Below are 25,327 nucleotides of genomic sequence, written 5' to 3' on the forward strand. Positions count from 1 at the left end.
CTCACGCAGGGGGGGCGGCGTCGTTCTGCAGCGCGTTGCCGACCGCCTCCGGCGCGAAGCCGACGAGAATGTCACCGACGCGGAGCAGACTGTCGCCGCGCACGGGAAGCCGGGCGGCGCCTCGCTGCAGGAAGGCGAGGTAGGCATCGCGCGGGAGGCGGAGTTCGCGCACGCGCTTCCCCGCCCAGGGGGAGCCGTCGCGGATAGCAATGGTCAGCACGGGCAGGTGAGCGGATGCAGGCGCAGGCGAGACGTCGCGCTCGCTCTTCTCGCCTGGCAATCCAAGTCGCGCTAAGATCGCCGCCCGCCGCAGCACGCCGACCAACCGCATCGGGGCGCGCGGGTCGACAACCGGAACCGCTGCCACGCTTTCGACCCCGGGCTCTTCGAGCGCCTGGGCGATCGTCTGATACGGCGTCACCGTCGGGAATTCGTGGCGCGCCCAAGGGAGGATGCTTGCTTCTCCCCGCGCCGTGAGCAAGGCAACTTCGATCTCGTGGGGACCGCTCAGGCCGACCAGTCTGCCCTGCGCATCGACGATGGGGATCTCCTCGTTGCCGATACGACGAGCGGCGTCGGCGACTGTCGTCGTCGGGGCGAGGGTGGGGTAGGTCGTCTCCATCAAGTCGCGCACGAGGGTGGTGCTCAGCACGGGGGAGAGGGAGGAGGAAGAAGCGCTTTCGCGCTCTGGATCGAAGAGGCGGTAGATCGACCACGGCTCGGCATGGCGGGCGATCTCCGCCGCACCCCAGGCGACGGCGGCGAGGAAGACGACGAGGCCGGGGTCAGCGCCGAATTCGAGGCTGAGCATCGCGCAGGCAAACGGCGCCCGCACCACGGTGGCTAAGAGCACCATCCCGCCGACGAGCGCCAAAGTAGCGGCATCGCTGCCCGGCAGGAAAGGAAGAAGAAGCCCGGCCAGCCCGGCGCCGAGCGCTTCGCCGATCCCGACAATCGGACCGATAACCCCGCCGACGCCGCCGAGCCCGAGAGTCGCTGCCAGCGCGGCGGCTCGGCCAGCCGCCGTGAGAAGCCAGAGCGGCTCTGCCCCCGCCGCGAGCAGCGCCGGAGCGATCGGGGCGTTCCCCGCAAAAGCGGGGCTGAGAACGCTCAGCAGGCCAACAATCCCTCCGCCGATCATCGGCGTGATCGGCAGCAGTCCGCCGATGCGACGGTGCGCGGTGAGCAGCAGCCCGAGCAGGGAGGAGAGTGCAAGCCCGACGATGAGCGCCGCGACCGAAACAGCCGCAACGACAATCCAGCCCCCTGGCTCGGCGGGGCTTGCGCCGGCCGGCAGCGGCACCGCCACCCCGAGCAGCCGACCGAGTACGGCGCCGAGCCCGGCGGCAACGAGGAGGGCGACGAGGTCGCCGGCGGCAGGGCGTCCGGCGACGGTCTCGAGGGCGAACAGCAGCCCGGCAAAAGGGACCCCGAAGGCCGTGGAGATCCCGCCCGCCACCGCCGCTGCCGCCATCCCCCGCAGCGAGACCGTCCGCTGCCGGGCGAGCAGCCCGAGACGGCGGCCGAGGGCGGCGGCCAGCGCGATCACCGGCTCTTCGCGCCCCGCAACTCCGCCGAAGAGCACGGTCACTGCGGCGAGCCCAAACTGCCCCGCGGCGCGCGGAAGCTCGGCCGGGTGGCCGCTCAGCAGCTGGTGATAGCCGTTGCCCCACCAGCGGCGGCCGATCCCGACAAGCGCGCCGCCCACAATCGGGGGGAGCACAATCAGCAGCAGCACTCCGCTCTCAAAGCGCGCTGTCGCGACAAGACCCGCGAACCCGTTGAACGCTCCTAGGAGGAGGGCGGCGGCGACTGCAACGATTGCTCCGACGGCGAACCCGGAGACGACCGGGTGCATTGCGCCGAGCAGGGAGCTCGAGACGGCGGGGGGCGGGGTCTCGATCGCCTTCGTAGCAAGTGGTGGGGCAAGTTCAGCCGGCTCGACCGTCACGGGCCCCCTCTCGATCCACTCCTTGACCTGCAGCCTAGCGGACGGCCGCATTCTATCGGCGGGGTCGGAGAGCGTCAACGCGCGGCGGCGCGGTCACCGAGCGTAGTGGCTGGCCCGCGTAAAGAGGGCGCGGTCGAAGAGGGTCTCGGGAACAGGCTGACGAATCAATCCTTGGCTGCGCAGACGCTCGAGCGAGAGCTGCATAGCGGCGACCGCAGCATCGTCCATAACTGCTGCCCACATCTGGGGCCAGCGGCGCGCATAGTTGTGGGCGTTCGCTTGGGTCATGCGGAGATGGCGGGTCATCAACTGGGCGACCTCGGCCGGATGCTGGCGCCCCCAGCGGACGGCAAGGATGATGCCGGCGAGCGCTCGCGCCGCCTCGTCGGGATAGCCGTCGAGAAAGCCCCGGCGCATAGTCACCGTTGCCACTATCGGCGGGGCGTCGAGCTGCGTGGCGGCGCGCCACTCTGCTGGCAGGTCGCTGACGATGCGGTAGCGGCTCGGGTCAGGCAAGCCGGCAACAGTCAGCCCGCGCAGCACCACTGCATCCACCGCTCCGCTCTCGATCAGGATTACCAGCTGCGTTTCTGTCGCGACGTGGGTGCGGAGGTCGGCAGGACCGAACCCATAGCCGTGAGAGAGCACCGACCAGAACAGCAGGTCGCCGCTCGACCCCGGGCCCGGCGTGCCGACCAGCTTGCCGCGCAGGTCAGCGACGCTCTGGATTGTCGAGGTCAGCGGGACCATCACCTGTTCTTCAGCCAACTGCAGGCCAGCGACGACAACGACGTGGGTATCCTCCTCAAGCAGCTTCGCGGCGGAGAGGAGAGGCAGCGCAACGGCGACGTCGAGTTCGCTCGTCAGCAATGCGCGGCGCAGCCCTTCGGGCCCCGCATAGCGCTGGAAGACAACCGGCAGCCGCTGGCTGGCGAACAGCTGCCCCTCTTCGAGGACAAACCCGATCCCGGCTGGCAGACCGTTAGCGATATAGCCGACGCGAACGGTACGTCCGTACGGCTCAAGGGCAGGAGCGCGCTCCTGCCCGGCACGGTCGTTGCCCCCAAGACAGGCTGGCAGCAGCGCGGCGAGCAGGAGAAGGAGGGGGAGACAGTGACGCACTAGCGCCCAACGAACACCGGCTTCCGTCGCTCGCGGACGGCCGCCCGCCCTTCTGCGGCGTCTTCCGTCGCTTGGCTGATGGCGAGGTTCGAGGCCTCGTAGGGCAGGTGGTCGCGCAAGCTGCTGGTGACGGCGTGATAGATCGATCGCCGCGTCAGCCGGACGGCAATCGGAGGGCCGTCCGCGATCTTGCGGGCAAGCTCCATCGCTTTGGGCAGCAACTCGCTCTCCTCAACCACGTAGTTCGCGAGGCCGATCTCCCCTGCGCGCTCACCCGAAATTTCCTCGCCCGTCAGATACCATTCAAGGGCGCGCGGGAGGCCGAGCAAACGGGCGGCGAACCAGCTTGCGCCGACTTCGGGCGCAAGGCCGCGCGTGATGAACATCGGCAGCAATCGCGCGGTGCGCGCGATGACCCGCATATCCATCATCATCGCGAGGCACAGCCCCCCTCCGGCAGCCACGCCGTTCACAGCCGCAATTGTCGGCTTGTCGATCTCGTGCCAGGCAAGCGGCAAGCGGCCGCTGTAGCCGAGCGGGTCCATCGGCTGGCGATGAAACGGATTGTCGGCCGTCGGCCCCCGTGCCTCGGAGATATCGACCCCGCTGCAGAAGCCGCGTCCGGTTCCTGTCACCACGACAACCCGGACCGCCGGGTCGTCGCGCAACTGGTCGGGCAGGCGGAGAAGCTCGCGTCCCATCGCGGCGTTGAACGCATTCAGCTTCTCGGGGCGGTTGAGGCGAACGAGGGCGATACCATCTGCGACTTCGATGACAAGGTGCTGGTATGCTTGGTAGTCCATGTTCTCCTCATTACTGTCTGGAGGGGCAGTATGGCTCAGCGGGAGCGCGCGCTCAAGATGGTGAGGGGGGAGTGCTCTCGATAATGTTGATCATCAGCCCGTCAGGGTCGCGCACCGCAAACTCGCGCACTCGCCGGCCCTGCACCTGAAATTCCGCTGGGTGGTTGACAAACTGCACTCCCGCTGCCTCCAGCCGCTCCACCAGTTCGCTAAACCGGTCGGATTGGAGGGCGAGAAACGGCTCGCCAAGCCGAACTGCCGCGGGCTCGATCGGGGGCGCAAGCCCCGCAGCGTCCTGCAGCTCCATCAGCCCGATCATCCCGACCGTCCCCTCGTCCGCGCGGAGCACGACCATCCGCGCCGCTCGGCAGGGCACATTGAGGATGCGGCCTCCGGCACCGGCCGAGACGACGTCGTCGAAAAAGACGGTGAAGCCGAGCAGGTCGCGATAAAACCGCAGCGAAGCCTCCATGTCGCGGACGATCACGTTGGCTCGCCGAACGGGGCCGGTCAGCGCCATTCCGCACCTCCTGCATTCGCGCTGGGGCGAGGGTAGCAGCGAGAGCCGCCCGCGGGTTACCGCGCGTGGGACGCTTTGGCGGCACGCCAAAGGGCGCGGAGCTCATCCGGAGCGTACTCCTCAAGCATTCGCCCTTCTTGGCGGGCCAGTTCTTCCATTGCGGCAAAGCGCCGGCGGAAGCGGTCGGCGGCGCTGCGCAGCACCTCTTCCGCGTCGTAGCCGTACCAGCGGGCAAGCTGCGCTGTCATCCAGAGCACATCGCCGAGCTCGCGGAAGCGGTCGTCTGCGCTTGCGGCCGCGCGCAGCTCGGCAAGCTCCTCATCGAACTGCGCCCACACCCCTTCAATCGTCTCCCAGGTGAACCCTGCCTTTGCGGCGCGCAGCTGAAGGGCATTCGCGAGGGAGAGCGCGGGCATGCTTCGCGGCACGCCATCCAAGCGCGAGCCGGCGTCTGCCCGCTCAGCAGCCTTGATCTTCTCCCAATTCGCTTCGACTTGGTCGGCCGTTGTCGCAGCGACGTCGCCGAACACATGCGGATGACGGCGGATCAATTTCGCGGTGATCCAGCGGTAGACATCGCGGATGGTGAACGCCGCCGTCTCCTCGGCGATGGCGGCGTTGAGGTAGACCTGCAGCAGGACATCTCCCAGCTCGTGACCGTAAGCGACAAGGTCCCCGCTGTCGAGGGCGTCCACTGCCTCGAACGTCTCTTCGATCAGATAGCGGCGCAGGGACTGATGCGTTTGCTCGCGGTCCCACGGACAGTCGCGCCGCAGCCGATGGACCACCTCATCAAAGGTACGCTCGCTGCCGATGCCGGCGAGGACCGGGATCGGAGGAAGATAGAGACATGTCAGATGGTCGATCGCGTCGTTCCGGTCGATGGCATAGAGGGGCAGCCACTCGACGCGCTCCTCCTCAAGACCGGCATGGAAGACGAGCGCGACCTGATGCTCGTCTGGATAGCGCTCCAGCAGCGCGAGTTTCACGAGCCCAGCGCGCCGCCGGTCGTACAGCTGGCCGACAATCGCGGGGCGGAAGGGATCAAGGTCGGGCTGAAAAGCATCAACGATCTGCAGCCCGGCAGCGAAGGGATCAAGCCCCACCGCCGTGAGCACGGGTTCGACGAAGCTCATCCCCGCAATGATGCGAACCTGCTGCCCGACTGCGCTCGCCCGCTCCTGCAGCAGGCGGACCGACCTCTCGGCGACGAGAGGATGGCCAGGAACAGCGTAAATCACCTCGCCGCGCTCCGCCGCGGTGAGCAGCCGCGTGACGATGGTTTCGTACAGCGCCTCAAACGACTCTGCCCGGTCATAGTCGTCGTCGAACGTCTCAACTTCGACGGCAGGGGGGATGATCGCAACGGCAGGGTGCCGGCGGGTCCGCAGGTAGACCCGCTTTGCGCTCGTCAGGATCGCGGCTGCCTGCCGAGTGACGAACTCGGGGCCGCCGGGTCCAAGTCCGACCACCGTAATCATGCGTCGCGATTATCGAACTGCAGCGGAAAGATGCGCAAGAAGTCGCTCTTATCAGGAGATACAATTGAGAGGAAAAGAGAGAGTTCTTTTTAGGATTCTGGCGCGCTGAACGGACCAACTGCTCTTTCGTCAGGCCACGTTGCAGGTCTTGTCCTCGCTGCGGGGGAGTCGCGGCGGATGGGCCGCCCGAAGGCGCTGCTGCCCGTCGGCAATGAGTTCTTCGTCCAGCGGGTTCGGCGGGTTCTGCTCGATGCCGCGCTCCATCCAGTGCTGGTCGTTCTTGGCCACGAGGCGGAGGCGATCGCCCAAGCAGCGGGGCTGCCCCCTGAGAGCATCGTGCTGAACCCCGACTATCCCGCTGGGATGCTGTCGTCGGTGATTGCTGGCATTCGCGCCTTGGAGCCGACTGATGCCGAAGCGCTCGTGCTGGCGCTCGTGGACGGTCCTGATATTTCGACCTTAGTCGTTCGGCGGCTGGTCGAGCGCTACTGGGCGACGCGCGCCCCGATTGTCGAGCCGGTCTATGCCGGCAAGCACGGTCATCCTGTCCTCATCGCGCGAACGCTGTGGCCGGAAATTCTGGCGGCAAACCCGGCCATCGGGGCGAAGGAGGTGATCCGCCGCCATCGTGCTGAGGCCGCGCACGTTGAATGGGAGGACTCGAGCGTGCTCACCGACTTGGACACGCCGGCGGACTACGAGGCGTGGGCGGCGAGCCGACAATGAGCGCGTTGACCCGGCGGATCCTAGAGGCGATCGATCGCGGCGAGACAATTGCGGTCGTCAGTCTCCTCGAATCTGAGGCGGTGCCTCCGGCTCGGCTCGGTTCTCGCCTTGTCGTCCCCGAGCAGGGCACCGTTGTCGGCGGCTTCGGCGATGCGGCGCTTGATGAGGCAGCGGTTGCGAGCGCGCGCGAGGTAATCACCGCTGGCGTGGGGGGGCAGCGCCGGATCGTTGACGCGGCCGGCCGCTCATCGCGGCTCTATATTGAATTGATTGAATCGCCGCCGTGGCTCGTTGTGGTCGGCGCGGGCCATGTTGCCAAGCCGACAGCGGCGCTCGGCAAGATGGTCGGCTTTCGCGTCACCGTTCTTGACGACCGCCCCGACTTTGCGAACTGGGAGCGCTTTCCTGAGGCCGACGAGGTGATCGCCGATGATTTTCGGCTCACCCTCGAGCGGCTCGTTCCGCTGATGCATCGCCAAACCTATGTCGTGCTTGTGACGCGCGGCCACCGCCAAGACGAAATGGTGCTGCGTCAGGTGATCGGGTCGCGTGCCGGCTACATCGGCATGATCGGAAGTCGGCGGCGCGCCCGTCTTGTCCTAGAAACGCTGCTTGCCGAGGGGTTTCCCGAAGAGCGGGTGCGTCAGGTGCGCTCCCCGATCGGGCTCGACATCCGGGCAGAGACGCCCGAAGAGATCGCGGTCAGTATTATTGGAGAGATCATCTCAGTGCGGCGCGGAGGCACCGCTCGAACGCTCAGCGGTCGGCCGGTTCTGCGCCAGACGACGCGGAGCCACGATGGACCGGGAGATTTACGCCGCGATTGAAGAAGCCCACGCCCGGGGCGAGCTTGTCGTGCTGGCAACGATCGTCGGAACGAAGGGGTCAACGCCGCGCAAAGCCGGCTCGAAGATGCTGGTCTACCCGGATGGAAAAATCCGCGGCACGATCGGCGGCGGATGTGGCGAGAATGACGTCTGGCTCGCTGCGCAAGAGGTGGCGAAGACCGGCATTCCGCGCATCGTGCGCGTCGACCTGACCGATGACTACGCCGTCGAGGCCGGCATGGTGTGCGGCGGGGTCATGGATGTGCTGGTTGAGCCCCTGCCCCCCGATGCTGACCCGGCTGGTTGACGTTCGCTTCGTCCGCTACGACGGAGTGGTCAAGCGGCAGGTCGTGGCCTCCCTGCTCGGCGAGTGCGGCGGCGAGATCCGCCTCGCGGTCCCGTTTGGCAGTCGCTTTCACACCCTGCGCGGACCGTGGACCCCGCCGACGGCTGCCATCTACCACTTCTGGCGGGAAGGCTGGCACAACGTCTGCACGATCGTCTCGGCGAAGACGCGGCGTCCTGCTTTCCTCTACTGCGATATCCACGCCCCACCCGACTTCGACGAGGAGCGGCTCACTGTCATTGACCTCGATCTCGATGTGATTGTCTACCCGGACCGCTCCTTCCGGATCCAGGACGAAGAGGAATTTGCGGCAAACAGCATCGCGCTCGGCTATCCAGAAGCGTTCGTGAGAGGAGCGCGCGCTGCGCTCGCCTCGCTGACTGAGAGCCTCCGAGCGGGGCGCGGCCTGTTTACGACAGACCGCTTTTTCTCTCTCGCTCCCGACGAAGCAGCCGCCCTCGGGCTCGACCTGCCGCCTCCTGTTGCTGAGGAGAGAGCGCGAGAGAAGTTCGGTCCGACGCGAGCGTCGGACTGAAACATCTTGGGCTGCAATCGCCTATTATGGTAGGCCGAAAACGCGGGTCGCCGTTGCCTGGGAGGAAAAGACGATGGCGAGCAGTCAGACGCCAGTGCGCCGACGGCGGATCTTTGGCCTTGGCGTGGGCCAGGTCCTCGTGCTCCTCATCGCGTTGGTGGTGGCCGCCGCGGGCGGCTATTTCGGCTACCAACGCCTCTTCGTGCCCGAAACTGCCGCCGCTGCCCGCGTGCAGACTCAGCCGGTCCGGCGAGGCAATCTAGCGGCGACGGTCAACTCGACCGGCACCGTCCAAGCGGTCAACACGGCGCGGCTTGCCTTCCGCGGCGGCGGCACCCTCGCTGAAGTTCTCGTGAAGGTGGGAGACCCAGTAACAGCCGGGCAGCCGCTCGCTCGTCTTGACACCAAGGAGCTTGAGATCTCGCTCCGGCAGGCACAGGCGAACCTCTCCTCGGCGCAGGCTCGGTTGGCGCAAACGCTCGCGGGCGCGACGGAGAGCGAGATCCAGTCGGCGGTCGCTGCTGTTGCCAGCGCTCAGGCGCAGCTCGTTCGCGCAAGGAACGACTATGAAAAACTGGTCGCCGGCCCCACCCCAGCCGAGATCCAGCAGGCGGCCGCAGCGCTCGAAAAGGCGCGCAACGCCCTCCAGTCGGCGCAAAGTGATTACGACCGGATCGCGTGGCGCGGCGATGCGGGGGCGACCCCGCAGGCCGTGGCGCTCGCCAACGCGACCGCAGACTATCAGACAGCGCTCGCAAACTACAACGCGAAGATTGCGCCGCCGAACCCGAATGATCTCGAGGCAGCACGCCAAGCCGTCGCAAGCGCGGAGCGGAATGTCGAGTCCGCGAACGCGCGCCTTGCGCAGCTCCGCGCCGGGCCGCTCCCCAGCGATGTGGCCGCTGCCCGCGCAGCGGTTGAGACCGCGGCCGCGCAAGTGGCAAGCGCGCAATTGAACCTTGAGCGAGCGACGCTGACTGCTCCCTTCAACGGCGTGGTTCAGGCAGTCACTGCTTCGCCGGGCGAGGTGGTTTCGGGCGCGTTCATCACCTTGGTCGACCCGAACACCCTCCGCCTCGATGTCAATGTCGATGAAAACGATGTTGCGCGCGTCGAACTGAACCAAGTGGCGACGGTCACGCTCGACGCGCTCCCTGGCCGCACCTTCCGTGGGCGGGTCGTCGCGATTGCGCCGACCGCGACGGTGGCCCAGGGGGTTGCCTCCTACCTCGTTTCAGTGGCGATCGACCAGCCGCAGGGCATCAAGCCCGGAATGACGGCGAGTGTGCAGATCGTCGTCGAGGAGCGAGCGAACGTTCTCCTTGCTCCGGCGCGTGCGGTTAGAACGCAGGGGCGTCAGCGCTTTGTCGAGGTGTTGACGCCAAGCGGGCAGATCGAAACGCGGGCGGTGACGATCGGGCTGAGCAACGACCAGCAGGTCGAGATCACCAACGGCGTGCGGGAAGGGGAGCTGCTCGTTCTCGCGACCACCACCACCCGTCCCGGCGTTACAACGGGGCCGGGCGGCGTGCCCGGCTTTCCTGGCGTTCCGATTCCCCGCTAAACTCCCGGCGTCCCCGAGGCAACCCCTTTCACGAGGACGGCGCATGGTTCGCTTCGTTCGCCGCCGTTCGGCTTGCTTGGCTGCGGCGGTTCTCTTTGCGATCTCCCCAGCACTCACGCTTCCGGCGCAGTCGTCGACGCCGGCGCTGCTGCTAACCAAGCATCCGGCCCCGGTGCTGGCCGAACCCGGCTACCCGATCGACATTTTCACCGATGACTTCTCCACGCCGACTCTCGACCCGGGGTGGTATTTCATCCGTCAGGATGCTGACCACTGGCGCACCGGCCCCCCCGAGGAAGCGTTTCAGATCATCACTCAGCAGGGCGATATCTATGGAGCTGGAGCAACGGCGCGCAATATCACCCTGCGCGGGGCGCCGGAAGACTGGGAGATCCGAACGAAACTGACCTTCGACCCTCTGCTTCCGACCCAGCAGGCGGGGCTGATCTTCTACGAAAGCGACATCAGCTACGTGAAACTGGTGCGGATTGCGCTCCCGCCGCAGTTTCCCGGACAGGGCTTTCACCGCGTCGTGATGCTCTATCACCTGAACGATGAGACCAAAGCGGTCGGCGAGCTGAATGTGCCCGACACGACGCTCTATCTGCGGATGCGGCGCGTCGGCGGCCGGGTTGACGGCTGGTGGTCAGCCGACGGTGTCAACTGGATCGCTGTCGCCACGATGCTCGAGGTGTTTGTTCGAGGCAGCGTCGGCCTGTTTGCCGTCAACGGCAATGACAACGTCGGGACGGGGCCGACTGCCCGCTATCACTGGTTTCAGCTGTACACCATCGTCGGCATTGGCTACGACACCCTCGGCGTTGCGACGCCCAGCGTCATCAAGGATGGCGCAACGTACAAAATGTGGTTCACTGGGCTCGGAGACAATCCGCCCGCGACGGCCCAAGCAATCGGCTATGCCGAGTCGCCCGACGGCATCCGCTGGACCCGGCCGTTCACCGCTCCGGTTTTCGTTGGGCAGGGGCCGCCCAGCAATGACCGATTTGTGATCGAGCCGACGGTGCTGAAAGAGGGGCCGCTCTACCACATGTGGTATTTCGGCTACTCCGTGGTGCAGGGGCGGCGGCTGGGAGATGTCTACTACGCCACCTCGAGCGACGGCATCAATTGGCGGCGGGAAAACCGGACCCGAGAAGGGGTCGTCCTCCCCGTGCTTGCTGTCGGCACGCCCGGGACCTGGGATGACCTCGAAGTGCGGCCGGGGCGCGTGATCCGCGAAGGGGCGACATTGGTGATGTATTACACTGGGCGCTCGCAGCGCGGCGGTATCGGCATTGGTCGGGCCACTTCCACCGATGGGCGGATCTGGACGAAAAGCCCCGGCCCCCTGATCCCAAATGCGTCCAATCCTCGGAGCGTTACGCGCGTCGGCACGACCCTGACGATGCTCTACAGCCAAGGGGGGCGCATCCTTGCCTCAACCTCGACCGACGGCCTGACTTGGTCGCCGGGAGTTCCCGTGCTCGGGCCCGGTCCGCGTGGAGCATGGGACGCTGAGGCGCTGGCGGATGCGTGGGGGATCATCGACGACGGCGTGCTGAAAGTGTGGTATAGCGCCGGCACGATCGGCCGGGTCGGCTACGCCCAAGCGACGAGCGGCCTCATCTCGCAGACGTTTCTCCCGTTTGCATGGCTTGAACGGCGAGGGCTGCTCGCCACCTCTCCCTGAACGGCGGAGCGCGCTCGTCGCCTGCTGGCGAGGGGAAGGGAGCTGCTCTCGCGCGAGCGGCCCTGTGCTTGGCATCTTGCAGCGTCCTGCTGCTCCGCGAACCAGCCTCTCCGCCGCGGTGCCTGCGGACCAGCAGCGCGAGGGGACGATAGCGGAGGCGCGCCTGAGCAAGGGGCACGCCAGCGAGGGCACTCGGCTACCATTGCGACGTGACGTTCTCGTTTACCGTCCTTGCGACTGACGGCGCTGCCCGGCGGGGGCGGCTGGTCACGGCTCGGGCGACGGTAGAGACGCCGGCGTTCATGCCGGTGGGCACGCTCGCAACGGTGAAAACCCTCCGTCCCGAGCAGGTAGCTGCACTTGGCTACCGCCTCATCTTGGCGAACACCTATCACCTCCATCTGCAGCCGGGAGAAGCGATCGTGGCGCGGCTCGGGGGAGTGCAGCAGATGATGGGGTGGCCCGGGGCGATCCTCACGGATTCCGGCGGCTATCAGGTGTTCAGCCTCTCCGCCCTGCGGGAGGTTGATGATGACGGCGTCACGTTCAGCACCCCCCGTGGTCCGCGCCGCCTGACGCCCGAACTGGCAATGGCGATCCAGCAGACGCTCGGCTCCGACATCGCGATGGTGCTCGATGACGTGCCGCCGATGGACGCGTCGCCTGAGGCGCAGCGCAGCGCCATGGAGCGCACCCACCGCTGGGCGCTGCGCTCGCTGGCGATCCCGCAACGGCCCGATCAGGCGCGGTTCGCGATCGTGCAAGGCGGCGCAAACCCGGAGTGGCGGCGCGAATCGGCGGCATTCTTGGCGGCCTATCCCTTCGACGGCTTCGGCATCGGCGGGCTCTCGCTCGGAGAAGCCAAGCCGCTCACCTGGACCCTGACTGCAGCTGCCTGCTCGGCGCTGCCGCCGGACCGTCCGCGCTACCTGATGGGCGTCGGCGCGCCGGACGATCTGATCCGCGGGGTCGCGCTTGGGGTCGACCTCTTCGACAGTGTCCTGCCGACGCGGCTCGCGCGTCACGGCGCCGTCTTTACCCGCTTCGGTCAGCTGTCGCTCAAAGGAAGCCGGCTCGCTGCCGACCCGCGGCCGATCGACGAAGGATGCGATTGTCTCGCCTGCCAACGCTATTCGCGAGGCTGGCTGCGGCATCTGCTCATGATCGGGGAGCCGCTCGGGATGCGGTTGGCGACTGTGCATAATCTGCGGTTTCTCTCGACCCTCATGCATGACCTGCGCCGCGCGATTGAGGAAGGACGTCTCGCGGCGTTCGCCGCCAGCTATCCCTATGGATCGGTTCGAAGAGGCGATCTTCCCGCGGCGTGAACTGTTTGGCCGAGCGCTGCTCCGGCTGGTCAACTTGGCTGACCAACGGGGAGTGTCGCTTCGGGTGGATGAATTCCGCGCGGTGTTGCCTCTTGGCGAGAGCGAACTCTCCTATGAGCTCCAGCTGTTTGGCCGGACGGTCGTGCGGCGCATTGAGCGGGGCCGCGTCGTTGCGCGGTTCGAAACCTACGACTTCGAGCAGGGGCTCGATCTGTTCGAGCGCGCCGTCGAGGAGGCAGAGGGGTGAGCGCGTCAGAGCGGCCGACGAACTCGGCAGGCGATCCTCATCTGCTGGGGCGGGGGAGCGTGAAGCCGAGAACGCCGGCGCTTCTCCTGCCTGCCCCTTGGGGGGCTGCGCGGGGACTGCTGCCCTCGGAGCTGGAGAGGGCCGGCGTCGCCGGGCTAGTGGTCGGCGCGGTCGAATTGGCGCTCCGTCCTGGGCTCGACACAATAGCAGCGCTCGGCGGTCTCTCTCGCCTCGTGGGGGGGCTCCCGACTGTCGGCGAGCCGGGCGTCGGCGCGGTGCTGGGGGAGGGCGGACTGCCGCCGGCGCGGATTGTCGGCGTCGGTGATGCGCTGCGCTACCGCAATGGGCTCGACGGCGCGACCGGAGAGCTGACCCCGGAGTGGTCGGTCGCGACGCAGCAGCAGCTTGGCGTCACCGTTGTTGTTGCGCCTGCTCTGCCGGAGCGGCTGGTGGTGAACGGACGAGAACAGCGTCTTCCCAGCGCGCTCGCCGAGCAGTGGCTGCGTCGCGGGGCCGCGGCGGGCGCCCGCGCAGCACTTGCCCTCATTCCTCCCGGCTCGCCGGCGTTTCAGCGGCGCTTGCTCGAAACAGCAGTTCGCGAGCAATTTAGCGGCGTCGCCGTCATCGGGGCGATCGATCGAACCGGGTGGCCGCGCGAGTGGAGTTGGCTGGCCGTCGGCCTGCAGACCGTGCGCGATCTCGATGCTGCGGCTGCTCTCGGCTACGACGCGGTCGTTCCGCTCTTCCCGACGGCGTTGGCGCGCGCGGGGAAGGCGATAGTGGCGGATGAGGTCGTGTCCGTGGCGGACTTCCCAGAGGCGGCCGCGCCGCTCGATCCGGTCTGCGATTGCCCGGCTTGCCGCTTTGCGCTCGGCTACCTCGCTCATCTCGTCAGCGCGAAAGAGCTTCTCGGAGAGACCCTGCTTCTGCTGCACAACGTTCGCGCTGTCGCCCGGCGTCTTGGCTGTCTTGATCCAGGCGGCGAGTGATTGGTAGGCTGGAATGTGTCGCGCTGCATCTCCTCTCGAGCGTTCACGACTAGGGGGGAGGCCGACAGGCAAGCGGAGGCGAAGGAGTTCCCGTGAACCGTGAGGATGCGCCCCAGCGAGCGGGGGACGTGCTGGTAGCGGCGCGCGAGCAGGGCGTGCGCTACGTCAACCTGCAGTTCATCGACATCCTCGGCATAGCCAAAAGCGTCACCATCCCCGTCGAACGGCTTGGCGAGGCAGTCGAACACGGCAAGTGGTTTGACGGCTCGGCAATTGAAGGCTTCGCGCGGACGGCAGAGTCGGACATGTACCTGCTGCCGGACCTCACGACCTTCGCGGTGCTGCCGTGGGAGAAGGGCGAAGACGCGACGGCGCGGGTGTTCTGCTGGATCTACAACCCGAATGGGGAGCCGTTCCCCGGCGACCCGCGCGCGGCCTTGAAGCGGGTGCTGGATGAAGCGCGGGCGATGGGCTTTCGGTATCAGGTCGGCCCCGAGTTGGAATTCTTTCTTTTCAACCGTCATGGAGGCGCCATCAGCCCTCTTCCTCACGACCGGGCGAGTTACTTCGACTATTCCGCCGACCAAGCTGCTCACGTGCGGCGGGAGATGATCGACGCGCTCCAAGCGATGGGCGTTGTCGTCGAGTCGGCGCATCACGAGGTGGCGGCAGGGCAGCACGAGATTGACCTCCGCTATGCCGATGCCCTCCAGACGGCTGACAATGTGGTGACGGTGAAATACACCCTGAAAGCAGTCGCACAGGCGCACGGTCTCTACGCCACCTTTCTCCCGAAGCCGCTTTATGGCGTGAGCGGGTCGGGCATGCACTGTCACCAGAGCTTGGCCGACCTTCAGGGGCGGAACCTGTTTGCCGATCCAGCCGATGAGTACGGCTTGTCGGAGATCGCGCGCTCGTTCATTGCCGGCCAGTTAGCGCATGCGCGGGGGATGTGCGCCGTGCTGTCGCCGCTCGTGAACAGCTATAAACGGCTGGTTGCCGGCTATGAAGCGCCGGTGTACATCTCGTGGGCGCGCGTCAACCGCTCGGCGCTGATCCGGGTGCCGAAGGTCAGCCCGGGACGGGAAGACTCGACGCGCCTCGAGCTCCGCTGTCCCGACCCGACCTGCAATCCGTACCTCGCCTTCGCGGTCATGCTGAAGGCCGGGCTTGATGGCATCCGCCGCGAGCTCCCGCTCCCGGACCCGATAGAAGAGAACATCTTCCAGTTTGATGAAGCAGAGCTCCGAAGACGCAATATTGGCATCCTTCCGAGCACACTTGGTGAAGCGATCGCGGCGCTTCTTGACGATCCGGTTGTCCAAGATGCGCTCGGAGATCATATTCTCGAGCGCTTCGTTGAAGCGAAACGCCTAGAGTGGGACTCGTTCCGAACCTATGTCACGCAATGGGAGCTAGATCGCTATCTTGAAGTCTACTAGGTTGTTCTTGCTGCTGACCGGCACCCTTGCTACACTTTGAGTACCCCGGATCTCGGGGAGGGAACATGAAGAACCTCACTCCGCAATCGGTCGTTGCCGAGCTCGATAAGTACATCGTGGGGCAGACCGAAGCAAAGCGCGCGCTGGCGATCGCGCTCCGCAACCGCTATCGCCGCCAGCAACTCCCCCCGGAGATCGCTCGCGAAATCGCTCCCAAGAACCTGCTGCTGATCGGCCCCACCGGCGTGGGCAAGACCGAGCTTGCCCGGCGCGTGGCCGCTCTTGCCGACGCGCCGTTCGTCAAGGTAGAGGCGACGAAATTTACCGAGGTCGGCTACGTCGGCAGGGATGTCGATTCGATCGTCCACGACCTCGTGGAGGCGAGCGTCCAGCTTGTCCACGAGGAGAAGCTGAAAGAGGTCGAAAAGCGCGCCGAGATCCAAGCGACCGAGAAAATCTTGAACTATCTCGTTCAACAGCTGCCCGTCGCGTCGCGCAAAGTGGCGGCGAAGCGAGGCAGAAGCAACGCTCAGGCATCGGCTGACGTTTCCGAGAACGCGACCGCGGCGCTGCGGCCGCGCCCGATTACGCGCGCGGATAAAGCGCGCCTCCGGCGTGAGCGCGACCGGCTGCGGAAGCTGCTCCAGAACAAGCAGCTGGAGGATCACATCATCGAGATCGAGGTCGGCGGCGACGTCGACCGGTTCGAGTCGATGCTCCAGCATGGCGGCGCAAGCGCGGAAGAGATGAGCGACGCCTACAGCGACTACCTTGAGGCGTACCACGGCGTTGGGGGCACGCGGCGTCGCTCGCGGCGGGTCTCCGTCAAAGAAGCGCGGCGCATTCTCACCCGCGAAGAGGCGACCAAGCTGATCGACATGGACCATGTCATCGAAACGGCGGTCCAGCGTGCCGAGGCGAGCGGCGTGGTCTTTATCGACGAGATCGATAAGATCGCGGGGCCAAGGCATGAGGTCGGGTCTGATGTCTCGGGCGAGGGTGTGCAGCGCGACCTCTTGCCGATCGTAGAAGGCACGACGGTCCAGACGCGCTACGGCCCGATCAAGACCGACCATGTGCTCTTCATTGCCGCCGGCTCGTTCTATCACTCCAAGCCGTCGGACCTTATCCCCGAGCTGCAAGGCCGCTTTCCGCTTCGGGTCGAGCTGAAAAGCCTGACCGAAGAAGACTTCCGCCGCATTCTCACTGAGCCGGAAAACGCCCTCACCAAGCAGTACATCGCGCTGCTTGCCACCGAAGGGGTCACCCTCACCTTTGGCGACGACGCCATCGCGGAGATCGCCCGGATCGCCGTCTTGATGAACGAACGGATGGAGAACATCGGCGCGCGCCGCCTCCACACGATCATGGAGCGGGTGCTGGAAGACATCTCTTTCAGCGCCTCGGAGCGCGCCGGAGAGACCATCCACATCGACGCCGAGTTTGTCCGGGCGCGGATGGCCGACCTGATCAAAGACCACGATCTCAGTCGCTATATCCTGTAGCCTCCCCCACGACGGCGTATCCAGAGAGCGGCTGAGGGAGCAATGGCAAACGAGACTTTTCTCCTTGTCGTGGTCGCGAGCGACGGGCGCGAAGAGCGAAAACAGCTTGCCGCCCGCACGACCGTCATCGGCCGCGACCCTGAGTGCCACATTCACCTCCACGACATCACCGTCTCACGTCGGCATGCCGCGATTGAGGCAGAGAACGGGCGATTTCACCTCATCGACCTCGGCAGCGCCAACGGCACGATCCTGAACGGCCGCCCGCTCGCGCCTCGAACCCCCGTGGAGCTGCGCGAAGGCGATGAGGTCGCGATTGGCTCCTATCGGCTGACACTGCGGCGAGCGGGGGTGGCCGGGCAGGCAGCTCCCTCGCCTGCGGCTGTCGTGGCAGCCGTTCCCCCCTCTCCTCCTGCGGCGTCCCCTCCCCGCGCCGGAGGGATGCCGCCGAGCCCTCCTCCTCCCTCAGCTGGCCGGGAGGCGCCTGCTGTCGCCCGCGAAATGACAAGCCTCGGGGTCGGCTATCAGCCACCCCGTTTGATCGTCCTCGCCCACGGAAGCTCGCGTGAGTATCCGATCCCGCCGACGGGGCTCACGATCGGCCGCGACCCCGCGAACGCCGTCACGATCGATGACCCGCAAGTCAGCCGACGTCATGCAGAAATCCGCCATGTCCCCGGCGGCTACGAAATCGTCGACCTTGGGAGCACCTACGGTATCTTTCAGAATGGCCAGCGCGTCGGCCGTAAGCTGCTTGTCGATAACGACGCGCTGCAGATTAGCGACGGGGTCCGGCTTGTCTATCGCGCCGGCGCTGCCCTTCCCCCCCCGCCCAGCCCGGCAACGATCCAGATCGAGTTTGGGAGCCGCGAGGTCATTACCATCGGGCGCGACCCGAGCAACGATATCCCGCTCAACCATCCGCAGGTCTCGCGCTTCCATGCGCGGCTGACGCGCCGCGGCGCTGAGGTGCTGCTGACCGACCTCGGCTCGACCAACGGCACCTTTGTCAACGGCCAGCTGATCGCGACCGTTCCGCTCCGGGAGAGCGACCATTTCCAGATCGGGCCCTACGAGTTCACCGTCAGCGGCGGGCTGGTGGCGGCGGTCTCGAACGAAGGCAACATCCGGGTCGATGCGGTCAACATCAGCCGGACAGTGCGCGGCAACAAGGTCATCCTCCAGCCGCTTTCGCTCAGCTTCAAGCCGCGGGAATTAGTGGCGATTGTCGGGGCGTCGGGCTCGGGCAAGACGACCCTCCTCAACGCTCTGTCCGGCTTCCGGCCGGCGACCCAAGGCCGCGTCCTCTACAACGGGCAGGACCTGTATCGTCGTTTCGAGGTGTTTCGCAACTCGATCGGCTTCGTCCCCCAGGACGATATCATTCACCGCGAGCTTCCCGTCATCGAAACCTTGCGCTATGCGGCGCAGCTCCGCTTGCCGCGCGACACGACCGTTGCCGAACGGGAGCAGCGCATCGCCGAAGTGCTCGCCGACCTCGGCCTCGATGAGCAGCGGCACAACCGGGTGGATGAGCTCTCGGGCGGGCAGCGCAAGCGGGTCAGCATGGGGGTGGAACTGCTGACGCGGCCGAGCCTCTTTTTCCTCGATGAGCCGACCTCCGGTCTCGACCCGGCGACAGAGACGCGGATGATGCAGCTGTTGCGCCGCCTTGCCGATCAGGGCCGCACCATCCTGCTCATCACCCATGCGACCCAGAACATCAAGCTCTGTGACAAGGTCGTCTTCATGGCACGCGGCGGCTACCTCGCCTTCTTCGGCACGCCCGCCGAGGCGCTCGAATTTTTCGGCGTCCAAGAGTTCGCCGACATTTACGACATCATGCAGGGTGAGGAGACGCGAGGACTGATCGCCTCGCGCTACGCGGCGTCGCCCTACTACCACGAGCACCTCGGGTCGCTCAGCCGCGAGATCCAGGAGGCGGCAGGCCACGCCGCAGCGGCAGCGCGCCCCGAGTCACGAAAGAAAGGGATCTCAAGCCTCCGTCAGCTCTGGATCCTGACCGCGCGGACGATCGCTGTGACGCGGGCAAATCGTAAAGCGCTCGCGATTGTGCTCTTCCAAGCTCCAATTATCGCCTTGCTAGTGGCGATCGTCTTTCCTCGCTCAATTTTCAACGACCGTCCTGTCTATATTCCGCCCGAACGCGTGTTTGCCGCCGGTCTCCAGCCTGATCCCACCAAGCCGCTTCCAAACTGCGGTCTGACCCAGGCGCAAATCGATGAATTGCCGCAGCTGCTGCGCGACCCGAAGATGAAGGAAGGCTGCGGCAACGCGATGCGCGTGATGATGCTGCTGTTTTTCATCGTCCTCGTGTTTATCTGGTTCGGTACCTCAAACGCGTCGAAGGAGATCGTTAAAGAGCTGCCCATTTATAAACGAGAGCGCATGATCGGCGTGCGCGTCGTTCCTTATCTTTTCTCCAAGTTCATCCCCCTCCTCGGGATCGCGCTGATCCAGAATGTCGTCTTTCTCGCGATTATGATGGTGATCCTCCCGTTTCCCTTCACCGGACCCCAGATGTTTCTTCAGTTCTTCGCGATGCTCTACCTTGTCAGCACGGCAGCAATTCTGTTTGGGCTCTTTGTCTCGTCGCTCGTCAGCAGTGTCGACGAGTCGAACAGCATTGTGCCGATCCTGCTTATTCCGCAGGTCGTCTTTGCTGGGGCGGTCATTCCTCTCGCGAAGATGCCGGCCTTCACCCAGCCGATCGCAAACTTTGTGATTAGCCGGTGGGGCTGGGAGTCAGCCGGCAATATCTTCGGGGTGGTGAAGCTGGCGGAGAAGCAAGGAGGCCCGACCTACCAAATGCTCCTCGAACAGGAGTGGCTGCGCTCCTTTGAGATCAGCCTCCGCACTCACACGCTCGTTCTCCTCGCTTTTTGTCTCGTCTTCCTTCTTGCCTCCTATCTCGCGCTCCGGCGCAAAGACACTGTCTAGCTCAGCGGAGGGGGATCGGCACAGCGTCGGCGCCGCTCGCGAGCGCGAGACGCACGCCGCTCTCGGCACGATAGAGCCCGACCAGCAAGCGGGCGGTCCCGGCAGGAAGCACGACTGTCCGGATATCCTCGATCAGTTCGCCGGCCTCCCACAGATCGGTCGGCTGGCGATAGTTGGCAGGCGGCGAGTCGGCTTGGGCGAGCAGCCGGCCGGCGTCATCGACAGCATGAACGAAGACGGTATAGGCAGCGCTCGGTCGGGCTTCCGCGTGCCAGAGAAGACGGACTGTCCGCTGACACAATCCCTGCTCGCACTGCGGCGGACCGAGGTCGTAGCCCGCGAGCACAATCCCGTCATCGAAGCGCGCGTTGAGGGGCTGACGGGGCGGGGCGGGCGGCGTGGAGGCCGCCACCTTCACGCGACCGAAGATGACGTTGCCGTCCGGGGAGAGGCTGGGCAGCCGCGCCCCCGTTCGCCGGTCGTAGAGACCGACGGCGAGCCGATATTCGCCGGGCGGCGCGTCGCGCTGGACAGTAAGGTCGTAGCGGCCTACCACAATGTCGCCCGGCCGCCACTGGTAACTCGGGTAACGATTTTCATCGCCGATCCCCCAGCGCCGTCCCTCGCGGTCGATCAGATGGCTGAACCACGCCAGATCGGTCAAGCCTGCCGGCGTGATGACTACCTGCCACGTCAAGGTGAGCGGAAGCGTTCCCCCCGGTGCTGCCTGGGTCCCTTCGTGATGGGCGAGCAGGCGCGTTGGTCCGACGGGAGTTCCAGCTGGCGCTGACGAGGAGGCGAGCCGTTCCGCCAGCGCTCGCGTCTCCTCGGCGGTCAGCCGGTAGGCAGCGAAAGCGACAGTGCCGGCGGGTCCCGCTCGTTCGGCGACGCGCGAGCGCGGATCGAACCACGCGTCGAGCTGAGGAGGACGCGCCGACCACGGGAAGAGATAGAGGACATCCCGCTCCGCAGGCGCAGGCACAACGAACGACTGCCGCCCATCGAACCACCGGATATCGAAGGATCGCCGCAGCAGCAGGAGCGTGCTCGGGTGGTCGACGTATTCTGAGGAGATCATTACCATCGGGTCGCCCGGCACCTCATCGTTCAGAAAGCGGCCGATGGCGTTCATCTCGCTGTGAAGGCCGTAGTACACCTCAGGACGCGCCGCCCAGTTCACGAAGTAGTCGTGGTGCGCCAGAACGGCGGTGACGCCGAACCAGAGGCTGAGCGCGGCGGCGAGGGCGGCGCTGCCTATGGCGTTCGCTCGGGGCGCGCGGCGGAGAACCGAGCCGACGACCCAATCGAGGCCGATGGCGGGGAGAGCGAAGATAGCGGGGATCAGCCCCACCGCCCGTAAATAGTGCGGCGCGCTGGTTGAGAGAGCGGTGGGAAGGATCATCACCGCTATCCAGATGAGGAGCAAGCCGTAGGCAGGCCGGCGCGCCCGCAGCAGGGCAAGGAAGAGGCCGAAGTAGAAAAAGAGCGCGCCTGGGAGGTCGAAGACCGGCCGGTTTGCGATGTTCCGTCCCCAGAGATAATCCCCGCGCACGGAGAACATCCCGAGCGCGTCGATGACGTTGACCAACGGCGACTCGGGAGCAGCAGGGTCGCTCCCGCCGATCCCTGCCACCTGCTCGAAGCGCGAGAAGAAGATGGCCGGGTGGTTGACATAGTAAACGCCGAGCGGCGCGAAGATGAGCAGCGCCACGCCCCCGTAGACCAGCAAGCCGCGCCAGCAGGCGTGAAGCCACTCCCGCTGGACGAAGGCGAGGTAGGCAACAAAGGCGATGAGGATGAGCGGGACAGCGCGGTCGGCGAAATAGGTGTACTGCACGAGGCCGAAGAGCGCGCCGCCGACCGGCCACGCCCAGCGCCGACGTTCGGCGAGCCCGACCCAGAGAAAGAGCAGGGCGAGCGTAAGGACGAGAGGCAGCGTGATTGCGCGGAAGCTGTTGCGGCTGAGCACAAGATGCCAAAAGTTGATCGCGAGCCACGCGTCAGCGAAGAGCGCGACCCGCGGACCGAACAGCCGCCGGAACAGGAAATGACCGGCCACGATCGTTGCGAGGCCGACCGTGATCGAAACGGCGCGCATCGCGATCGGCTCGGGTCCCAGCACGGCCATGGCGAGAGCGCCGAGGTAGATGAAGAGCGGTTCGCGGCCGCCGTTGTTGCGCTCGAAATAGATCGGCCGGACTCCTCGCTCGAGCACCTCCCGCGCATCGAGCCCGTACATCGCCTCGTCGTGCGAAATTCCCGGAGGAACGGTGTCGATCTGCGTGATCCGGAGAAAAGCGGCGACAACGAGGATGAAAGCAAAGGCTGTCAGTTCGGCGCGAAGCGAGACGGCATGCCGCGCCGGGGCGGCAGTGGCGGGACTGGCTGACGTGCTCGTTTCAGGTGCCGGCGTGGGGTGAGACGTCACCGCTTAGATGGGGCGCTGACCCTGCCCTCTTGGGACGAGACGCGAGTCGACGATGATGCCTTCTTCGATCAGGCCGTTGAGCGCGCCGAGTTCCGTGCCCTCAGGAACGAGGATGATCACCCAATCGTCGAGCCCGAACTCCAAGCGAAGGCTGTCGTCCATCCCCTCCGGGCGATACGGCAGAACGTTCTCGGCGCCGAACTGGCGGCGCAGGTCATCGAGCGTTTGGCCCGGGGCAGGTTTGACCAGGATCTGGCCGGGTTCGAAACCGGTCGCTGGGCTTGGGTCTCGCGGCTGCGCATGGGACGGCTTCCGGGTTTGAACGGTCGGCCCGATCGGCCCGCCGCTCACGTAAGGAGAGACCCCGCAGCCGGTGACGAGCATTGCTGCGACCGACACCGCTAGCCACCTCCGCATCGTTCTCTCCTTCCGCCGAGCGCCTTTTGGACAATCCTACCTGCCAAGCGGAGGGAAGTCAATCAACGGCAGCCGACCGCAAGGCCTGAGCGATGGACGGCGTTTCGAGCTTTCCTAGAGTCGAGAGCGAGCAAGAGTGAAGGTGCTGTCAGCGGCGTTGCTCCGTGCATGTTCACCAGCGGGGGGAGTACACTTCTGGTGAAGGATCCGAAAAGGATACAGACTCGAGCACAGCATGAGCCCAGATCCTTCCGAACGAACGAGCACCTCCCAGCAACGTCAGCCTGCTGCAGCGACCACGAACGGAGAAGAGCCCCCGCTACCTCGCGGTGAGAGCGAGAACGGCCGCCGCCCCGCCGGGCCGACGACCGGCCGGGTGCGCGTTGGAGCCGGGGCCGATCTGCACCACGTTGAGCGCGTTCGCGGCGGGTCGCCCGGCAATCAATACCTGCGCATCACTCGTCACCCTGACTTTCGCCGTGTCCGCTCTGGGCACCTCGTCCCGCGCGCGGGGGTGGGGGAACCGGAGAGCGGCGTCGGCAAAGCGTATCGGGGCGTCAAACGCTTTCTCTTCGGGCGACCGCTCGCGACCGCCGAGGAGAGCGCGGAGCGCGTAAACCGGCCCGTCGGCCTCGCCATTTTGGCGTCCGACAACATTTCCTCCTCTGCCTACGCGACGGAAGAGATCATGCGCGTCCTCGTTTTGGCAGGGGTGGGCGCCATCATGCTGACAATGCCGATTACCCTCGCCATTGTCGTGGTGATGGCGATCGTCATTTTCAGCTACCGGCAGGTCATCCGCGCCTATCCTGACGGGGGCGGCTCCTATATCGTGGCGAAGGACAATCTGGGCCCCCTCGCCGGTCTTACCGCTGCCGCCGCCCTGCTGACCGACTACACCCTGACGGTCGCGGTCTCCACCGCGGCGGGGGTAACGGCGATCACCTCTGCTTTCCCGGAGCTGTTCCCCTATCGAGTGCCGATCATGGTCGGCGTGGTCGCCTTTGTCATGCTGATGAACTTGCGTGGCGTTCGCGAAGCGGGGCGCGCGTTTGCCATCCCCACCTATGCCTACGTCGTCAGCATCCTCGGCCTGATCGCCGTCGGCCTCTTCCGCGCCGCGACGGGAACGCTGCCGACCTATGAACCGCCGGCCGAGTGGGCAGCGATGGAGTTCCACGGTGCGGAGGCGCTCGGCTTCCTTCTCATCTTGCGCGCGTTCGCGTCCGGCGCGGTGGCGCTGACCGGAACGGAAGCAGTGTCGAACGGCGTGCCGGTCTTCAAGCCGCCGGAGGTGCGCAATGCGCAGTTTGTGCTGGTGGCGATGGGGGTGCTGTTCTCGACGATCTTCATCGGCTTGAGCTTCCTCGCCAGCCGGCTGGGGATTATCCCGGATCCGACCGAGACGACCACCGTTGTCAGCCAGATTGCGCGAACCCTTGTCGGCGAGAGCCTCTACTTCTATCTCATCCAGTTTTCGACCGCGATCCTGCTCCTCCTCGCGGCGAACACGAGCTTCAACGGTTTTCCCCGCCTCGCGAGCGTTCTCGCGCGCGACCGCTATCTGCCGCGGATGTTCCAGTTTCGGGGAGATCGCTTGGCCTATACGAGCGGGATTGTGCTGCTCGCCCTCGCCGCGAGTTTGCTGATCGTTGCCTTCCGCGGCAGCGTCACGAGCCTGATCCCCCTCTATACCGTCGGCGTCTTCGTCGCCTTCACCTGCAGCCAGGCGGGGATGGTGCGCCGCTGGATGCGGCTGCGCGAGGAAGAGCCCTCATGGCGCTGGCGCGCGGCGATCAACGCGATCGGCGCGGCGACAACGGGCTTCGTTGCGGTCGAGGTTGCGTTCTCGAAGTTTCTTCTCGGCGCGTGGATGGTGCTGGTCTTCATCCCGCTGCTCATCTGGCTGATGTGGTCGATCCACCGCCACTACGCCAATCTCGACGCGGCGCAGCGCCCGGAGACCCCGCTTGACCCCGCCCTGATCCGGCCGCGCTATGTGATCCCCATCGCGAAGCTGAATGTCCCTGCGGAGCAGGCGATTGCCTTCGCTCGCGCCACCGCAGGCGACGGAACCGTGACCGCCGTTCATATCACCGATGACCCGGTGGCTGCCGAGCAGCTGCGCCAGGAGTGGAATCAAGGCCGCTACGGCGATGCCGAGCTCGTGATCATCGAATCGCCGTTCCGTTCGCTGGCGCGGCCGTTTCTCGCCTATATCGATGCGCTGCGGGAGTCGTATCCGAACGACCAGATCATCGTCGTCCTGCCCGAGTTTGTCCACGCGCGCTGGTGGGAGCATTTGCTGCACAACCAGACTGCGCTCCGGCTGAAAGCAGCCCTCTTCTTCGAGCCGGGCATCATCGTTACAAGCATTCCGTACCACTTGGCGCGCGCGCATCGCCAAGAGCCGGCGGTCCCCGGGCGCCCTTCCTAGAAGCGGAG

General features: G+C 65.9%; 20 protein-coding genes. 13 read left to right on the top strand and 7 right to left on the bottom strand.

The features are described from left to right. Position 1 precedes the first annotated feature (1 nt). From NZ773_00315 to mazG, 5 genes are all read right to left on the bottom strand, one after another. The gene (locus NZ773_00315; protein ID MCS6800376.1) at positions 2-1,951 is read right to left on the bottom strand and encodes a chloride channel protein; all 1,950 of its coding nucleotides are present in this window, start codon (positions 1,949-1,951) and stop codon (positions 2-4) included. A gap of 93 nt (positions 1,952-2,044) precedes the next feature. After that, entirely contained in the window at positions 2,045-3,073 is a 1,029-nt protein-coding gene (locus tag NZ773_00320; GenBank protein MCS6800377.1) for an ABC transporter substrate-binding protein, read from the bottom strand. Beyond that, on the bottom strand, positions 3,073-3,876 hold the full coding sequence (locus tag NZ773_00325) for an enoyl-CoA hydratase/isomerase family protein (GenBank protein MCS6800378.1): 804 nt from the start codon (positions 3,874-3,876) through the stop codon (positions 3,073-3,075). The genes NZ773_00320 and NZ773_00325 overlap by 1 nt, the downstream gene beginning before the upstream one ends. A 52-nt stretch (positions 3,877-3,928) precedes the next feature. Then, positions 3,929-4,396, bottom strand: coding sequence for a VOC family protein (locus NZ773_00330; protein ID MCS6800379.1), 468 nt, complete (start codon positions 4,394-4,396; stop codon positions 3,929-3,931). Positions 4,397-4,452: 56 nt separating this feature from the next. Beyond that, complete coding sequence (mazG, locus tag NZ773_00335; GenBank protein ID MCS6800380.1) at positions 4,453-5,877, bottom strand: nucleoside triphosphate pyrophosphohydrolase; 1,425 nt, start codon at positions 5,875-5,877, stop codon at positions 4,453-4,455. A gap of 105 nt (positions 5,878-5,982) precedes the next feature. On the opposite strand from mazG, the gene NZ773_00340 reads away from it, so the two are divergent. From NZ773_00340 to NZ773_00395, 12 genes are all read left to right on the top strand, one after another. Beyond that, complete coding sequence (locus NZ773_00340) at positions 5,983-6,603, top strand: nucleotidyltransferase family protein (GenBank protein ID MCS6800381.1); 621 nt, start codon at positions 5,983-5,985, stop codon at positions 6,601-6,603. A 5-nt stretch (positions 6,604-6,608) separates the two neighbouring features. Then, positions 6,609-7,430, top strand: a complete 822-nt coding sequence (locus NZ773_00345) for an XdhC/CoxI family protein (GenBank protein MCS6800382.1) — start codon at positions 6,609-6,611, stop codon at positions 7,428-7,430. Further along, on the top strand, positions 7,402-7,737 hold the full coding sequence (locus tag NZ773_00350; GenBank protein ID MCS6800383.1) for an XdhC family protein: 336 nt from the start codon (positions 7,402-7,404) through the stop codon (positions 7,735-7,737). Before NZ773_00345 ends, NZ773_00350 begins: the two co-directional genes overlap by 29 nt. Then, positions 7,718-8,311 (top strand): DUF402 domain-containing protein, encoded by a 594-nt coding sequence (locus tag NZ773_00355; GenBank protein ID MCS6800384.1) that lies wholly within the window; start codon positions 7,718-7,720, stop codon positions 8,309-8,311. Before NZ773_00350 ends, NZ773_00355 begins: the two co-directional genes overlap by 20 nt. Positions 8,312-8,384: 73 nt before the next feature. Then, entirely contained in the window at positions 8,385-9,875 is a 1,491-nt protein-coding gene (locus NZ773_00360) for an efflux RND transporter periplasmic adaptor subunit (GenBank protein MCS6800385.1), read from the top strand. A gap of 43 nt (positions 9,876-9,918) precedes the next feature. Further along, entirely contained in the window at positions 9,919-11,565 is a 1,647-nt protein-coding gene (locus NZ773_00365) for a hypothetical protein (GenBank protein MCS6800386.1), read from the top strand. A gap of 209 nt (positions 11,566-11,774) precedes the next feature. After that, the gene (gene tgt / locus NZ773_00370; GenBank protein ID MCS6800387.1) at positions 11,775-12,893 is read left to right on the top strand and encodes a tRNA guanosine(34) transglycosylase Tgt; all 1,119 of its coding nucleotides are present in this window, start codon (positions 11,775-11,777) and stop codon (positions 12,891-12,893) included. Further along, positions 12,856-13,140, top strand: coding sequence for a hypothetical protein (locus NZ773_00375; GenBank protein ID MCS6800388.1), 285 nt, complete (start codon positions 12,856-12,858; stop codon positions 13,138-13,140). Before tgt ends, NZ773_00375 begins: the two co-directional genes overlap by 38 nt. Beyond that, positions 13,137-14,129, top strand: coding sequence for a hypothetical protein (locus tag NZ773_00380; protein MCS6800389.1), 993 nt, complete (start codon positions 13,137-13,139; stop codon positions 14,127-14,129). Before NZ773_00375 ends, NZ773_00380 begins: the two co-directional genes overlap by 4 nt. 92 nt (positions 14,130-14,221) lie before the next feature. Continuing rightward, positions 14,222-15,571 (top strand): glutamine synthetase family protein, encoded by a 1,350-nt coding sequence (locus tag NZ773_00385; GenBank protein ID MCS6800390.1) that lies wholly within the window; start codon positions 14,222-14,224, stop codon positions 15,569-15,571. A gap of 65 nt (positions 15,572-15,636) precedes the next feature. After that, a complete protein-coding gene (gene hslU, locus NZ773_00390) occupies positions 15,637-17,076 on the top strand; it encodes an ATP-dependent protease ATPase subunit HslU (GenBank protein ID MCS6800391.1) in 1,440 nt (479 codons plus the stop codon). Between the two features lie 42 nt (positions 17,077-17,118). Further along, a complete protein-coding gene (locus NZ773_00395) occupies positions 17,119-20,037 on the top strand; it encodes an FHA domain-containing protein (GenBank protein ID MCS6800392.1) in 2,919 nt (972 codons plus the stop codon). A gap of 1 nt (position 20,038) precedes the next feature. Here NZ773_00395 and NZ773_00400 read toward each other — a convergent pair whose 3' ends face one another. Both NZ773_00400 and NZ773_00405 read right to left on the bottom strand, forming a co-directional pair. Beyond that, entirely contained in the window at positions 20,039-22,465 is a 2,427-nt protein-coding gene (locus NZ773_00400) for a glycosyltransferase family 39 protein (GenBank protein MCS6800393.1), read from the bottom strand. 3 nt (positions 22,466-22,468) lie between these two features. Further along, complete coding sequence (locus NZ773_00405) at positions 22,469-22,882, bottom strand: hypothetical protein (GenBank protein MCS6800394.1); 414 nt, start codon at positions 22,880-22,882, stop codon at positions 22,469-22,471. Between the two features lie 376 nt (positions 22,883-23,258). On the opposite strand from NZ773_00405, the gene NZ773_00410 reads away from it, so the two are divergent. After that, entirely contained in the window at positions 23,259-25,319 is a 2,061-nt protein-coding gene (locus NZ773_00410; GenBank protein MCS6800395.1) for an APC family permease, read from the top strand. Positions 25,320-25,327 lie beyond the last annotated feature (8 nt).

Source organism: Dehalococcoidia bacterium (assembly GCA_025054935.1).
In the GTDB taxonomy this organism is placed as follows: Bacteria; Chloroflexota; Dehalococcoidia; order SpSt-223; family SpSt-223; genus JANWZD01.

Bases quoted from the DNA above. Each gene is read 5' to 3' on its own strand.
- NZ773_00325 (MCS6800378.1), bottom strand. From the start codon at position 3,876: ATGGACTACCAAGCATACCAGCACCTTGTCATCGAAGTCGCAGATGGT.
- NZ773_00330 (MCS6800379.1), bottom strand. From the start codon at position 4,396: ATGGCGCTGACCGGCCCCGTTCGGCGAGCCAACGTGATCGTCCGCGAC.
- mazG (MCS6800380.1), bottom strand. From the start codon at position 5,877: ATGATTACGGTGGTCGGACTTGGACCCGGCGGCCCCGAGTTCGTCACT.
- NZ773_00350 (MCS6800383.1), top strand. From the start codon at position 7,402: ATGGACCGGGAGATTTACGCCGCGATTGAAGAAGCCCACGCCCGGGGC.
- NZ773_00355 (MCS6800384.1), top strand. From the start codon at position 7,718: ATGCTGACCCGGCTGGTTGACGTTCGCTTCGTCCGCTACGACGGAGTG.
- NZ773_00360 (MCS6800385.1), top strand. From the start codon at position 8,385: ATGGCGAGCAGTCAGACGCCAGTGCGCCGACGGCGGATCTTTGGCCTT.
- NZ773_00365 (MCS6800386.1), top strand. From the start codon at position 9,919: ATGGTTCGCTTCGTTCGCCGCCGTTCGGCTTGCTTGGCTGCGGCGGTT.
- NZ773_00375 (MCS6800388.1), top strand. From the start codon at position 12,856: ATGGATCGGTTCGAAGAGGCGATCTTCCCGCGGCGTGAACTGTTTGGC.
- hslU (MCS6800391.1), top strand. From the start codon at position 15,637: ATGAAGAACCTCACTCCGCAATCGGTCGTTGCCGAGCTCGATAAGTAC.
- NZ773_00395 (MCS6800392.1), top strand. From the start codon at position 17,119: ATGGCAAACGAGACTTTTCTCCTTGTCGTGGTCGCGAGCGACGGGCGC.
- NZ773_00405 (MCS6800394.1), bottom strand. From the start codon at position 22,882: ATGCGGAGGTGGCTAGCGGTGTCGGTCGCAGCAATGCTCGTCACCGGC.